The organism is Stenotrophomonas geniculata ATCC 19374 = JCM 13324 (assembly GCF_001431625.1).
GTDB lineage: Bacteria > Pseudomonadota > Gammaproteobacteria > Xanthomonadales > Xanthomonadaceae > Stenotrophomonas > Stenotrophomonas geniculata.
The window spans coordinates 20,770-33,915 of record NZ_LLXT01000018.1 but is presented as its reverse complement, the minus strand read 5'-3'; the positions used below and the strand labels follow the sequence as shown (position 1 = coordinate 33,915).

9 protein-coding genes are annotated in these 13,146 nt (G+C 67.8%); 5 read left to right on the top strand and 4 right to left on the bottom strand.

Going from position 1 to position 13,146, the window contains the following annotated elements:
* Positions 1–101: 101 nt before the first annotated feature.
* Positions 102–980 carry a tetratricopeptide repeat protein gene (locus ARC63_RS01195; protein ID WP_049411535.1) on the bottom strand — a complete coding sequence of 293 codons (879 nt, stop codon included), beginning with the start codon at positions 978–980 and terminating at the stop codon, positions 102–104.
* Between the two features lie 338 nt (positions 981–1,318).
* Here ARC63_RS01195 and asnB point away from each other — a divergent pair, with 338 nt between their 5' ends.
* Complete coding sequence (gene asnB / locus ARC63_RS01190) at positions 1,319–3,010, top strand: asparagine synthase B (protein ID WP_010486284.1); 1,692 nt, start codon at positions 1,319–1,321, stop codon at positions 3,008–3,010.
* Positions 3,011–3,141: 131 nt separating this feature from the next.
* On the top strand, positions 3,142–4,530 hold the full coding sequence (locus ARC63_RS01185; RefSeq protein WP_057502323.1) for a cation:proton antiporter domain-containing protein: 1,389 nt from the start codon (positions 3,142–3,144) through the stop codon (positions 4,528–4,530).
* Positions 4,531–4,665: 135 nt separating this feature from the next.
* Here ARC63_RS01185 and ARC63_RS01180 read toward each other — a convergent pair whose 3' ends face one another.
* The gene (locus tag ARC63_RS01180; RefSeq protein WP_057502322.1) at positions 4,666–6,993 is read right to left on the bottom strand and encodes a penicillin acylase family protein; all 2,328 of its coding nucleotides are present in this window, start codon (positions 6,991–6,993) and stop codon (positions 4,666–4,668) included.
* 124 nt (positions 6,994–7,117) lie between these two features.
* On the opposite strand from ARC63_RS01180, the gene ARC63_RS01175 reads away from it, so the two are divergent.
* Entirely contained in the window at positions 7,118–7,606 is a 489-nt protein-coding gene (locus tag ARC63_RS01175) for a bacterioferritin (protein ID WP_057502321.1), read from the top strand.
* Between the two features lie 244 nt (positions 7,607–7,850).
* Here the strand turns inward: ARC63_RS01175 and parC are convergent, their stop codons facing one another.
* Both parC and ARC63_RS01165 read right to left on the bottom strand, forming a co-directional pair.
* Positions 7,851–10,094, bottom strand: coding sequence for a DNA topoisomerase IV subunit A (gene parC / locus ARC63_RS01170; protein WP_057502320.1), 2,244 nt, complete (start codon positions 10,092–10,094; stop codon positions 7,851–7,853).
* 59 nt (positions 10,095–10,153) lie between these two features.
* The gene (locus ARC63_RS01165; RefSeq protein ID WP_191863023.1) at positions 10,154–11,035 is read right to left on the bottom strand and encodes a helix-turn-helix domain-containing protein; all 882 of its coding nucleotides are present in this window, start codon (positions 11,033–11,035) and stop codon (positions 10,154–10,156) included.
* A 172-nt stretch (positions 11,036–11,207) separates the two neighbouring features.
* Between ARC63_RS01165 and emrR the strand changes: the two genes are divergently transcribed.
* Both emrR and emrC read left to right on the top strand, forming a co-directional pair.
* Positions 11,208–11,651: a multidrug efflux system transcriptional regulator EmrR gene (gene emrR / locus ARC63_RS01160; RefSeq protein WP_005415875.1), complete on the top strand. Its 444-nt coding sequence runs from the start codon at positions 11,208–11,210 to the stop codon at positions 11,649–11,651.
* Complete coding sequence (emrC, locus tag ARC63_RS01155) at positions 11,648–13,141, top strand: multidrug efflux transporter outer membrane subunit EmrC (protein ID WP_057502318.1); 1,494 nt, start codon at positions 11,648–11,650, stop codon at positions 13,139–13,141. Before emrR ends, emrC begins: the two co-directional genes overlap by 4 nt.
* Positions 13,142–13,146: the final 5 nt, after the last annotated feature.

Sequence of the window (13,146 nt, the reverse complement as noted above, 5' to 3'; positions counted from 1 at the left end):
CCGTTGGTCGGCACGCCCCCGCCGGGGCTGCATCCCTGTAGAGCCGAGCCATGCTCGGCTGATGTCTACCGGCAGAAGCAGCCGAGCATGGCTCGGCTCCACTATTCCGAAAAGAGGAAGAACGGCGGCTCGACCGCTTTCTTCCAGTAACTCGGCGCCGCCATGTAGAAGCGCTGCGCCTCGGCCTTGGCAAACCAGCGCGCCGCCGCCTCGGTGTCCTTCTCCACCCCCGGCGCGCTGCGGCCCAGCAGCAGCCCGGCGAAGTACTGGCCGAACACATTGCCCTTCTCGCCAGCGCGCTGGTACAGCTGCAGCGCACGCGCCGGATCGCGCGGCAGTCCCATGCCCCCCTCCAGCAGCGCGCCCAGGTCTACCTGCGCTTCGGCATCGCCACGCTCGGCACGGCGCTGGATCTGCGCAACCCGCGGATGCACGGTGTCATCCTGTGCGGCCACCGCATCCGGCAGTCGCGACGACGAACTCGGGTATCGCTTGTAGATCATTTCGCGCAGGTCCCAGCGCAGCGCCTGTTGCGCGTCGCCACGCTGACGATAGGCCTTGGCGAGTTCGTAGAACGCATAGGGATTGCCGTGGTAGGCCGCCGCCAGATAGGCGCGTTCGCCACGTCGCCAGGATGCGCGCAGCACCGGTGCCGGGTTGATGTGGGGGCTGTCGGCATGGCGCAGCGTGCCGGAGATCCAGATCCGGCCCAGTGCTTCTTCCGCCTTGGTGTTGTGGAAGGTCCAGGGGGCGACCGCTGCGGCACGCTCGTAGTAGGCGATGGCGCGCGGATCGTTGAAGCGCTCGAAGGTTTGCGCGGTATCGAAGGCACCCTCGAAGCTGCCGTCGGTGCCGCGTTGTTCCAATGCCTGCCGCTGGGATTGCGGCAGCGTAGAAGGCGGGGGCAGGGTCTGGCAGGCCGCCAGGCCCAGGCAGAGCAGGGCGGCCAGTGCCCCGATGCGTCCATTGCAGTGTTGCATTCCTGTTACACCGGTTCAGGGCGCGCCATTATGCGCCTCAGGCGTGGTTGCCGACGCAACTGTTGCGCCGCGCCGGAAACCGGGGTAGGGTCGATGCCATGTCGATTCGCCTGGCCACCGCCGTCAATAACAACAACCGCAATAATCTGCGCGCGAATAATCGTGCGCGGCCGATGCGGGACTGCGCCCTGGGTAGATAGACAGCAACACACGCCCGGACACCAGAAAACCCGCATCAGCCGATGCGGGTTTTTTTGTGCCCGGGCGCCGCCCACCCGGGCCTGGATGGCCGGTCGAACACCTTCCCACCCGTGAAATTCCCCAACAGGAGCTCCCCCATGTGTTCGATCTTCGGAATCTTCGGCCTGCAGGCCGGTGACGATCTTCCGGCCCTGCGCCGCCATGCGCTGGAACTGTCGCAGCGCCAGCGCCACCGTGGCCCGGACTGGAGCGGCGTGTACCTCGACGAAGGCGCGCTGCTGGTCCACGAGCGGTTGGCCATCGTCGACCCGGCCGGTGGTTCGCAGCCGCTGCTGTCGGCCGATGGCCAGCTGGCGCTGGCGGTCAACGGCGAAATCTACAACCACCAGCAACTGAAGGCCGCACTGACTACCGCCTACGACTTCCAGACCGGTTCGGACTGTGAAGTGATCAACGCGCTGTACCGCCAGGGCGGATCGCCGGCGCAGTGGCTGGAGCAGCTCAACGGCATCTTCGCCTTCGCCCTGTGGGATCGTGCTGCCGGACGCGTGCTGGTGGCGCGGGATCCGGTTGGCGTGGTGCCGTTGTACTGGGGCCACGATGCCCAGGGGCGCCTGCGCGTGGCCTCGGAAATGAAGGCGCTGGTCGATACCTGTGCCGACGTCGCGCAGTTCCCGCCGGGCCACTATTTCGACAGTGCCCGTGGTGAGCTGGTGCGCTACTACCAGCAACCGTGGCGCGACTATGCCGACGTGCAGGGCCGCCAGGCCGATCTGGCCGAACTGCGCCAGGCGTTCGAGCATGCGGTGGAACGCCAGCTGATGAGCGATGTGCCGTATGGCGTGCTGCTGTCCGGTGGCCTGGATTCGTCGCTGGTGGCGGCAGTTGCCGCACGCTACGCGCGTCGCCGCATCGAGGATGGTGGGCAGACCGAAGCCTGGTGGCCGCGGCTGCATTCGTTCGCGATCGGTTTGAAGGGCTCGCCTGATCTGGCCGCCGCCGCGATCGCCGCCGAGGCACTCGGCACCGTGCATCACGGCTTCGAATACACCTTCGAGGAAGGCCTGGATGCACTGCCGGAAGTGATCCGCCACATCGAAACCTACGACGTCACCACCATCCGTGCATCGACGCCGATGTTCCTGCTGGCACGACGGATCAAGGCGATGGGGGTGAAGATGGTGCTGTCCGGCGAGGGCAGTGACGAGATCTTCGGTGGCTACCTGTACTTCCACAAGGCACCGGATGCGCGCGAATTCCACGACGAACTGGTGCGCAAGCTCGATGCCCTGCACAACTACGATTGCCTGCGTGCCAACAAGTCGATGATGGCCTGGGGCGTGGAGCCGCGCGTGCCGTTCCTGGATCGTGAGTTCCTCGACGTGGCGATGCGCTTCGATGCCGCGCACAAGATGGTCGGTGCCGGCTTTGGCGGCCGCCGCATCGAGAAGGCAGTGCTGCGCGAGGCGTTCGATGGCTACCTGCCGGACAGCATCCTGTGGCGCCAGAAGGAGCAGTTCAGCGATGGCGTCGGCTACGGCTGGATCGACGGGCTGAAGGCGCATGCCGAAGCGCAGGTGAGCGACCGTGTGCTGGCGGCCGCCGACAAGCGCTTCCCGCACAACCCGCCGCAGACCAAGGAGGCGTACTACTACCGCCACCTGTTCGAGCAGTTCTTCCCGAGCCGCGCGGCCGCCGAGACTGTGCCGGGCGGCAAGTCGATTGCCTGCTCGTCGCCGGCGGCCATTGCCTGGGACGCCAGCTTTGCGGCGGCGGCCGACCCTTCCGGCCGCGCGATCGCCGGCGTGCACGAACAAGCCCTGGCGTAATGCTTCCGCCGGGCACGGCGCGGCGCTACCGAGCGATGGTAGCGCCGGGCCACGCCCGGCGAGTACAAGGAGGACTTAATCTCCTCCGTCCCCTTTTTGCGACGTATCATCGGCGCCCTGCACATTGGGGAATGTTCATGGACGTACCGCGCGGCAGCCAACGGCCGCCGATGAAGTGGGGATGGCGCTATCTGGCGTGGGCCGCGCTGCCCTTGCTTGCCGGTGTACTGCTGGCACGCTTCGCTGGCCCTGCTGCACCCGCTGCGGTTGCCCGCGCTACGGCTGTGGCCGAGGGCGGCTGGGCGCAGCATCTGGCCTCGCCGCTGGGCCTGTTCCTGCTGCAGCTGCTGGTGCTGTTGCTGGTAGCCAAGGGCGCCGGTGCGCTGCTGAAGCGGCTGGGCCAGCCGGCGGTGATCGGCGAGATGGCGGCCGGCCTGATGATGGGCCCGCTGGTGCTCGGCAGCCTGTTGCCGCAGCTGCATGGTGCCCTGTTCCCGGTCAGTTCGCTGGGCCCGCTGGGCATGCTCAGCCAGCTGGGTGTGCTGATGTTCCTGCTGGTGGCCGGTGCCGAGCTGGACCTGGCGGCGCTGCGCGGGCGCCGGTGTTTCGCCTTCACGGTCAGTCATGCCGGCATCGCGGTGCCGTTCGTGCTCGGCGTCGCCCTCGCAATCTGGCTGTATCCGCAGCACGGCCCGCAGGGCGTGGGCTTCACTGCATTCGCACTTTTCGTTGGTATTTCGATGAGCATCACGGCCTTCCCCGTGCTGCTGCGCATCCTTGCCGACCGCGGTATCACGCAGACACCGCTGGGGCAGACCGCCATCGCCTGCGCGGCATTGGGCGATGCCACCGCATGGTGCCTGCTGGCGCTGATCGTGGCGGCTGCACAGGCCAGCGGATGGCTGCCGGCCAGCCTCAACCTGCTGTGCGTGGTCGCCTTCGTGGCGCTGATGCTGGGGCTGGTGAAGCCGTGGTTCGCCCGCCAGCAGATCGTGCCGGGGCGTGAAGGGCGCTGGCTGCTCGGCATCCTGCTGCTGTCGCTGGGCAGTGCCCTGATCACCGAGATGCTCGGCATCCATGCGCTGTTCGGTGCATTCGCTGCGGGGGTGGCGGTGTCGTCCAACGCGCAGCTGCGCAACCTGTTGATGGCCCGCGTCGAGCCGTTTGCGGTGACCCTGCTGCTGCCGTTGTTCTTCGCCATGACCGGCCTGCGCATGCGCGCCGATGCGCTGCAGGCCAGCGACATCGTGCTGTGCGCGGTGGTGATCGCGGTAGCCACGGCCGGCAAGCTGCTGGGCACCTTCAGTGCCGCACGCAGTGCGGGCATGCCCACGCGCGAGGCGTGGCGGTTGGGCGCGCTGATGAACACCCGGGGCCTGATGGAGCTGATCGTGCTCAACCTGGGCTATGAGCTGGGCCTGCTCGGCGACCGCCTGTTTGCAGTGCTGGTGATCATGGCGCTGGTGACCACGGCGATGACCGGGCCGCTGCTGAACCTGATCGAGCGGCGCAGGGGCTGACCCGGTAGCGCCGCGCGGACATTCTGTGGAGCCGACTGTGGGGCCGAGTCCATGCTCGGCTCGGCGCCAGAAGCAGCCGAGCATGGGCTCGGCTCTACAGCGTGCAGCGCACCCTTGGGCATGTGGGTGCCGCCGTCAGCGCGCTGGCACCAGCGTCATCGTGTGCTGCGCCTTGCCGGGCAGAAACGGCGTCGGCCGCCCATGCACCCAGTCTTCGTGGCCGGCGCCCCAGTACGGCGACAGCGGGTGCCCGCTCTGGCCGCCGGGCATGTGCACGATGCCGTCGGCCTCGTGGCCGGGCGAGACCACCATGCGCTCGGAGGCGCCGAAGTTCGGCGTCTGCACGCGCGGCATGTCGCGGTCGCCGGGCAGGCGGTCGGCGGGCATGCACAGCCAGCGCTTGGCAACCTCGGGCAACGCCCGTGCGATCGGGTGGCAGAGCGCCGCGGTGTTGCGTTCGCCCCAGGTGCGCTTGGCCAGCGGGCCCTGCTTGGCCAGCTCGCTCTCGGTGCGGCGTGCGGCATCAAGCAGCAGCGTGTCCCAGCTGTCGTAGGCCGATGGCAACAGGTTGGCGGGGCGCTGCTGCAGCATCGGCCAGGCCACGCCTTCCAGCTGCGCCAGGCGCGGCTCCAGATAGTCATCGCCCAGCTGCGCATTGGCCGGTGCCAGCAGTGCATCGGACAGTGTCTTCATCACCTGCGTACGGAACGCGCGCACCACCCGGTAGCTGACCGAGCTGGCCGAGGCCCGGCCGCCCCACTGGTGGCTGACGGACTTCAACCGCTTCAGCGCAGGATCGTCACTGCCTTCGATGACGTCATGCAGCAGTGCCCACCAGCGCTGCAGGAACACCGCGCGATCGTCGAGCTGGATCGCCAGCAGGTCGTGTTCATCGAAGCGCTCCTGGATCGCCAGCAGGTCGCGGATCTGCCGCCCGCGGGCGCCAAGGTCATAGCCGCCGTTGCCGGCCTGGGCCAGTGCCTCGCCGTCGAGGACGCGGCCGTTGGCGGTCCACAGGCGATGGTTGGGGGGATCGATCAATGCTGGCGAGGCATCGCTGCGGATCGGCCAGGGGGCGCAGTCCTGGTTGTGGGCGGCGTTGAAGCCGGCCGGCGCGCAGCCCGGACCGCGATCCGGGCGGGCGCCGATCAGCCGCCAGGCGATGCGTCCGCTGCGGTCGCCGACCACCAGGTTCTGCGCGGGGATGCCGGCGTGGTCGGCGAACTGCAGGGCACCGTCCAGGTCACCGGCACGGGCCAGGTCACCGAAGTCCAGGCGCACCGCGCCGGGCAGGTGGGCGACCCAGCGCAGCGCATCGCCACTGCCATCGGCATGGGTATGCAGGATCGGGCCCCAGGCGGTTTCGCGCACCGGGAACAGCACGTCGGCCTGGCCAGCCACGGCGATGCGTTCTTCATGCACGGTCACGGCGGCGTTGGCCGGTTCAGTGCGGTAATCGGCGGTATCGATGTAACTGTTGGTGAAGCCCCAGGCCACGTGCCCGTTGCTGCCGACGATCACCGCCGGCAGGCCGGGCAGCGAGAAGCCGGTGACGTCGACCTGGCCGCCCGCGGCCTGCGGGTCGGGATAGCGCAGGCGCACGCGGAACCACAGGCCGGGTGCACGCAGGCCCAGGTGCATGTCGTCGGCGACGATCGCGCGACCGTCGGCGGTGAGTGCACCGGCCACCGCGAAGTTGTTGCTGCCGATGACGTCGGCTTCTTCCTGTTCTGTGCCCGACTTCCCCTTCAACGTGCGCAGATCCAGCTGGCTGGCATCGGGGAGTGTGGCGTTGCCGGTCGGTTCGCCGAACAGCGGTGCATCCCATTCGGTGCCGTCGTGGGCGATCAGCGCGTACAGCGCGGGCGGCACCACTGCGCGGATGCGGCTGAGCGCAAGCTCGGTCTGGTTGTTCGGATCCTGCAGGTCGGCGTACATGGCCAGACCGGTCAGCACGCTGTCGCTGGCCTGCCAGGGTTGTGGCGACTGCCGCAGCAGCAGGTACGCCCACGGCCGCACGGAAAGGCCGGCCAGCCCTTCGTTGACACCGTCGACGTAGGCACGCACGGCCGCGCCGTTGTCGCCCAGCGCGGCCTGCAGGTTCGCCTCGGTGCGCGCGCGCAGGCGATGCACGCGCATGCGTTTGTCGGCGTCGATGGCCTTCGGTCCGAACAGTGCCGACAGCTCACCGGCGGCGCTGCGGCGCATCAGGTCCATCTCGAAGTAACGTTCCTGCGCATGCACGCGGCCCAATGCGCGCATCGCGTCGGCCTGGCTGCCCGCAGTGATGGTGACCACGCCCAGCGCATCGCGCTCGATGGTGACCGGCTTGGCCAGCCCCGGCAGCGCATGCTCGCCGTCCAGATCGGCCAGGCTGCCGCGCAGCAGCAGCCACAGGACCAGTGCGGTGACCAGCACGATGGCGATCAACACGCCCAGCACCCAACGCCATGTACGTCGCATCGCACGTCCTTTCCGAACTCGTGGGCCGATTGTAGCCGCAGGCGCAACTGCGACTGATTCCGATTAGATCACCGTATTTTGAAATGCGGCACCCTATGTCACATCGATTCACAGGAGGCCCCCCATGAAAAGCAACCCGGACGTCATCGCCTGCCTGAAGGAACTGCTGCGCGGCGAGCTTGCAGCCCGCGACCAGTACTTCATCCATTCCCGCCGCTACGAGGACCAGGGCCTGTTCGCGCTGTACGAACGCCTGAACCACGAGATGGAAGAGGAAACCCAGCACGCCGATGCGCTGCTGCGCCGGATCCTGTTCCTCGGCGGCGACCCGGACATGCGCCCGCATGCCACCGAGCCGGGCAAGACCGTGGAAGAGATGCTGCAGAAGGATCTCGACACTGAATACGCGGTTCGGAACAATCTCGCCGCCGGCATGAAGCTGTGCGAAGAGAACGGCGACTACGTGAGCCGCGACATCCTGCTGGCGCAGCTGAAGGACACTGAGGAAGACCACGCCTGGTGGCTGGAGCAGCAGCTGGGCCTGATCAAGCGCATCGGCCTGGAGCTGTACCAGCTGAGCAAGATCGACGGCAACGGCGCCCCGGCGCACTGAGCCGGCGTTGCTCTCTGTAGAGCCGAGCCATGCTCGGCTGCTGTTGGATCCGAGTCGAGCATGGCTCGACCCTACAAAGTTCTGTCGCCCGCCAGCACCGGAGCACCGCCAGCCAGCTTTCGCCAGCCAGCTGCTCCACCGCCCGCCAGCCGACAACGAAAAAGCCGGGGAATGCCCCGGCTTTTTCGTGTCTGACGTCAGGCAAGGCGTGTCAACCGAGGTTGACACCCACCAGGCGGGCGCCTTACTCCACCGACAACCCTTCCACCTTCTGCCAGCCGCGCGGCAGCAGGTGGCCGCGGGTGGCGCGGGCGCCGAGGTAGGCATCCAGCTCGTTGAACTTCAGGCCCATGGTGCGCTGGCCGCTGCGCACCTGCAGGGTCTGCCCCGGGCTGATCGCCACGATGGCGACCACGCGTTCGGTGGCGAGCTTGGCCTTCGGGATCTCGATGATCTTGTTGCCCTTGCCCTTGTCCAGTTCCGGAAGGTCGTTGGCGGCGATCGCCAGCAGGTTGCCGGAGCTGGTCACTGCCACGATGCGATCGGTGGCGACATTGGCGACCACCGACGGGGTCAGCACCGACGAACCTGCGGACAGGTTCAGCATCGCCTTGCCGGCCTTGTTGCGACCGATCAGGTTCTCGAAGCGGGTGACGAAGCCATAGCCATGACTGGAGGCCAGCACGAAGCGGGTGTCCGGCTCGGCACTGGCCAGGGTCACGAAGCTGGTACCCGCTGCCGGCGAGAAGCGGCCAGTCAGCGGTTCGCCATTGCCACGTGCGGAGGGCAGGGTGTGCACCGGCGTCGAGTAGGCGCGGCCTTCGCTGTCGAGGAACGCGACCTGCTGCGTGCTGCGCGCACGCACCGCGCCCTGCAGCCCGTCGCCGTCGCGGTAGGAGAGGGCGGACGCATCGACGTCGTGGCCCTTGGCGGCACGGATCCAGCCCTTCTCCGACAGCACCACGGTCATCGGCTCGCTCGGCACCAGCTCGGTCTCGTCGATGGCCTGTGCGGCCTGGCGCTGCACCAGCGGCGAACGGCGTGCGTCGCCGAATTTCTTGGCATCGGCGGTCAGTTCATCGCGGATCAGCTTCTTCAGCTTGGCCTTGCTGTCGAGGATGCCGAGGATCTTCTCGCGCTCCTTGGCCAGTTCATCCTGCTCGCCGCGGATCTTCATTTCCTCCAGGCGGGCCAGCTGCTTCAGCTTGGTTTCCAGGATGTACTCGGCCTGTTCCTCGGACAGGCCGAAGCGCGCGATCAGCGCGGCCTTCGGCTCGTCTTCGGTACGGATGATGTGGATCACTTCGTCCAGGTTGAGGAAGGCGACCAGCAGGCCTTCCAACAGGTGCAGGCGGCGCTCGACCTTCTGCAGGCGGTGCTGCAGGCGGCGGGTGACGGTGTTGCTGCGGAAGGTCAGCCATTCGCTGAGCAGCATCTTCAGGTTCTTCACCTGCGGACGGCCGTCCAGCCCGATCACATTGAGGTTGACGCGGTAGCTGCGCTCCAGGTCCGTGGTGGCGAACAGGTGGCCCATCAGCTGCTCGGCGTCGACGCGGTTGGAACGCGGCACCAGCACCACGCGCACCGGGTTGGCATGGTCGGACTCATCGCGGATGTCTTCCAGCCACGGCAGCTTCTTGGCGCGCATCTGTGCGGCGATCTGCTCGATCACCTTCGACGGCGACACCTGGAACGGCAGCGCGGTGACCACGATGTTGTGCGCTTCCTTGGTGAAGGTCGCACGTGCGCGCACGCTGCCGTTGCCGGTCTCGTAGATGTTGCGCAGGTCATTGGCCGCGGTGATGATCTCGGCGCTGGACGGATAGTCCGGGCCCTGCACGTGCTCGCACAGGTCGCGCACGCTGGCATCGGGGTTGTCCAGCAGGTGCAGCAGCGCGCTGACGATCTCGTTGAGATTGTGCGGCGGCACGTCGGTGGCCATGCCCACGGCGATGCCGGTGGTGCCGTTCAGCAGCAGGTGCGGCAGCCGCGCCGGCATCCAGGTCGGTTCCTGCAGGGTGCCGTCGAAGTTCGGTGCCCAGTCGGTGGTGCCCTGGCCCAGTTCGCCCAGCAGCACTTCGGCGATCGGGGTCAGCTTGGATTCGGTGTAACGCATCGCCGCGAACGACTTCGGGTCGTCGCTGGAGCCGAAGTTGCCCTGGCCCTCGATCAGTGGGTAGCGGTACGAGAACGGCTGGGCCATCAGCACCAGCGCCTCGTAGCACGCGCTGTCGCCGTGCGGGTGGTACTTACCGATGACGTCACCGACGGTGCGCGCAGACTTCTTCGGCTTGGACGCGGCGTTCAGGCCCAGCTCGCTCATCGAATAGATGATGCGGCGCTGCACCGGCTTCAGGCCGTCGCCGATGAACGGGAGGGCGCGGTCCAGGACCACGTACATCGAGTAGTCGAGGTAGGCGCGTTCGGCGTACTCGCGCAGCGGCAGTTGTTCGAATCCGTGGAACACGGGGCGGGCAAGTTCGGTCATGCGGCGTTGTTACCTGTTGTCAGGAGGCGGCGACGGCGTCGCCGCTCGCAATCCTGTGATTATCCGGATGCGGCGGGGGATGCCAAGCCGCGTGCAGGGTCCAGCCCGGTTTCCAGGCCGTGGCCGGCCCGTGCCAGATAGCGCCCCGGCGGCAGCCCGAAGTGGCGGCGGAACACGGTGACGAAGGCGCTGGCGCTGCTGAAGCCCAGCGCGTGGGCGATGTCGGCCACGCTGCGGCCGTCGGTCAGCTGGCGCAGGGCCTCGGACAAGCGGGCCTGCTGCCGCCACTGGGCGAAGCTGAGCGTGGTCTCGTCGCGGAAGTGACGGGTCAGGCTGCGCGGCGACAGGCCGGCCCAATGCGCCCATTCGGCAAGGCTGCGCTCGTCGGAGGGGTCGGCCAGCAGCTGCGAGGCGATCTTCAGCAGGCGCCGGTCGTGCGGCATCGGTAGATGCATGCGCTGGCGCGGCGCGGTGCGGATCTCGTCCAGCAACACCTCGATGATGTGCTGGCGCTCGGGCGTGGTGTCATAGCCCAGCGGCCATTCGCAGATGCGGTCGGCCAGCGCCTGCGCCAGCTTGGACAGGCCCAGCACGCAGGGATCGGCAGGCAGGGTGGCGCAGGCCGGCGCGGCCAGTGCCATGCCCCAGCCGCGCAGCGGGCCGTCGAGGGTGACCGTATGCGGCTCCAGCGGCGGCATCCAGCCGGCCGAGCCCGGCGCCAGTGACCATGTCCCGTGCGAGGTCCGGGTGGTCAACAGGCCGCGCTCCACGCAGATCAGCTGCGCGCGCTGGTGATGATGCCAATCCACTTCTCGGACCAATCCCTGCGGGCTGTCGAAGCGGAAGGCGACAGCCGGTGGCCCGTCATTGCGCTCGAACCAGTCCAGTGCGTCATCCCTGAGCAGGCGCTTGGGAGGGGGAATTTCTGCCTTGTTCATCATATCCGCTGGCTGAAATGTGTCATCCATTGGCTGAATTGTACTACCGGGCCACCTGACCAGATCATTAAGGTAGGCGCCTTCATTGATCCAGCCCACTGCTGCAACACAGCATTCGATGCCAGATCGAATATTTCCATTGAGAAATATTTTTTTTGGAAGAGAATGCTCCCCCATGATCTGTCCTGCAACCACTCCCCCCAGCTTCGGCCTGCTGCTGCGCCAGGTGCGCGACGGCCTGGTCCGTCAACTCGACGCATCCATGGCTGAAGAAGACCTGGGTATCGGTTTCACCCACTACATCGGGTTGAAGGTGCTTTCCAACATGGCCCCGTGCACGGCCAACGAGCTGGCCCAGGCCATCGACCAGGTGCCCAGTGCGGTGACCCGCCTGTTGGACAAGCTGGAGGCGCTGGGCTGCGTCCGCCGCGAGCCGCATGCGCAGGATCGGCGGGCGCTGCAGATCGTACTGACCGATGAAGGCCGCGCGCTGTGGGCGCGGCTGAAGCTGCGTGGCGACGCGGTGATGGATTACGCCCTGCGTGATCTTTCCGCCGACGAGCGCACGCTGCTGCTGTCCCTCCTTACCCGAATCCGCGATTCCCTGACGACCCCATGAACCCGATCCCGCATTCCACTCTCCGCCGGTCCGGGCGCGCGCTGCTGGTGTCAGCGCTGGCCCTGGCCCTGGCCGCCTGCGCCAGCAGTCGTGGCCTCAACCCGCAGGGCCACGTGCTTGACGTGGACAGCCTGCACAGCGAACGCACCTTGGCCGACACCGACCTGAGCGCCACCGGCTTCCCGGCGCGGGACTGGTGGAAGGCGCTGGGCGATGCGCAGCTGGACGCGCTGGTTGCCGAGGGCCTGGCCGGCCACCCGAGCCTGGACGCCGCCGACGCGCGTCTGCGCCAGGCCCAGGCCCAGGTCGGCACCGCACGTGCCGACGAACTGCCCAGCCTGTCGGTGTCCGGTGGCTACACCGGCCTGCGCCTGCCTGAGTCGATGGCAGGCAGCGAGATCGGTGGCCATTACGCCGGCAGCAGCCAGGTCGCCTTCGACTTCAGCTACGGCGTGGACCTGTGGGGCGGCAAGCGCGCTGCCTGGGAAGCTGCCGTGGATGGCGCGCATGCCGCCACCGTCGAAGCCCAGGCCGCACGCCTGAACCTGTCCACCGGCATCACCCAGGCTTATGCCGACCTCGCCTATGCGTGGCAGCTCAATGATGTGGCCGAAGAAGAACTGGCCCGCTCGCAGAAATCGCTGGAGCTGACCCGCCAGCGCCGCAGCGCCGGCATCGACAGCGACCTGCAGGTGCGCCAGGCCGAGGCCCGGGTACCGGCCGCGCAGCAGCAGGTGCAGGCCGCACAGCAGCGCATCGACGCGGCCCGCACCGCACTGGCCGCGCTGGTTGGCAAGGGCCCGGACCGTGGCCTGTCGATCCAGCGCCCGCAGCCGCTGAACCCGGTGGCGCTGCAGCTGCCGGGCGTGCTGCCCAGCGAACTGCTCGGCCGTCGCCCCGACATCGTCGCCGCGCGCTGGCGCGTGGAAGCGGCCGACAAGCAGATCAAGGTGGCAAAGACCAAGTTCTACCCGAGCTTCAACCTGACCGCGCTGGCCGGCGTGGTCGCCCCGAACGTGGGTGACCTGCTGAAGAGCAGTTCCACCTTCGCCTACATCGGCCCGGCGCTGAGCCTGCCGATCTTCGAAGGCGGCAAGCTGCGCGCCAACCTGGCCAACACCGATGCGCAGTACGACCTGGCGGTGGCCAACTACAACCAGACCGTGCTCGATGCGCTGCGCGACGTGGCCGACCAGGTCAACGCGGTGCGCTCGCTGGCGCAGCAGGCGCATTCGCAGCAGCAGGCCGTGGACACCGCACGCTCGGCCTTCGACCTGGCCCAGCAGCGCTACCGCGCCGGCATCGGCAGCTACCTGGACGTGCTGACCGCGCAGTCCACGCTGTTGCAGTCGCAGCAGCAGCTGGCCGGCCTGCAGTCGCAGCAGGTGCAGACCTCGGTGCGCCTGAGCAAGGCGCTGGGCGGTGGTTTCCAGCCCGCTGACGCCGACCGCGCACCGATCGCCTCCCATTCCGATTCCTCGCATTCCTGAAGACT

Bases quoted from the DNA above. Each gene is read 5' to 3' on its own strand.
- ARC63_RS01185 (WP_057502323.1), top strand. From the start codon at position 3,142: ATGTTCATGGACGTACCGCGCGGCAGCCAACGGCCGCCGATGAAGTGG.
- ARC63_RS01175 (WP_057502321.1), top strand. From the start codon at position 7,118: ATGAAAAGCAACCCGGACGTCATCGCCTGCCTGAAGGAACTGCTGCGC.
- emrC (WP_057502318.1), top strand. From the start codon at position 11,648: ATGAACCCGATCCCGCATTCCACTCTCCGCCGGTCCGGGCGCGCGCTG.
- emrR (WP_005415875.1), top strand. From the start codon at position 11,208: ATGATCTGTCCTGCAACCACTCCCCCCAGCTTCGGCCTGCTGCTGCGC.
- parC (WP_057502320.1), bottom strand. From the start codon at position 10,094: ATGACCGAACTTGCCCGCCCCGTGTTCCACGGATTCGAACAACTGCCG.
- asnB (WP_010486284.1), top strand. From the start codon at position 1,319: ATGTGTTCGATCTTCGGAATCTTCGGCCTGCAGGCCGGTGACGATCTT.
- ARC63_RS01195 (WP_049411535.1), bottom strand. From the start codon at position 980: ATGCAACACTGCAATGGACGCATCGGGGCACTGGCCGCCCTGCTCTGC.
- ARC63_RS01165 (WP_191863023.1), bottom strand. From the start codon at position 11,035: ATGATGAACAAGGCAGAAATTCCCCCTCCCAAGCGCCTGCTCAGGGAT.
- ARC63_RS01180 (WP_057502322.1), bottom strand. From the start codon at position 6,993: ATGCGACGTACATGGCGTTGGGTGCTGGGCGTGTTGATCGCCATCGTG.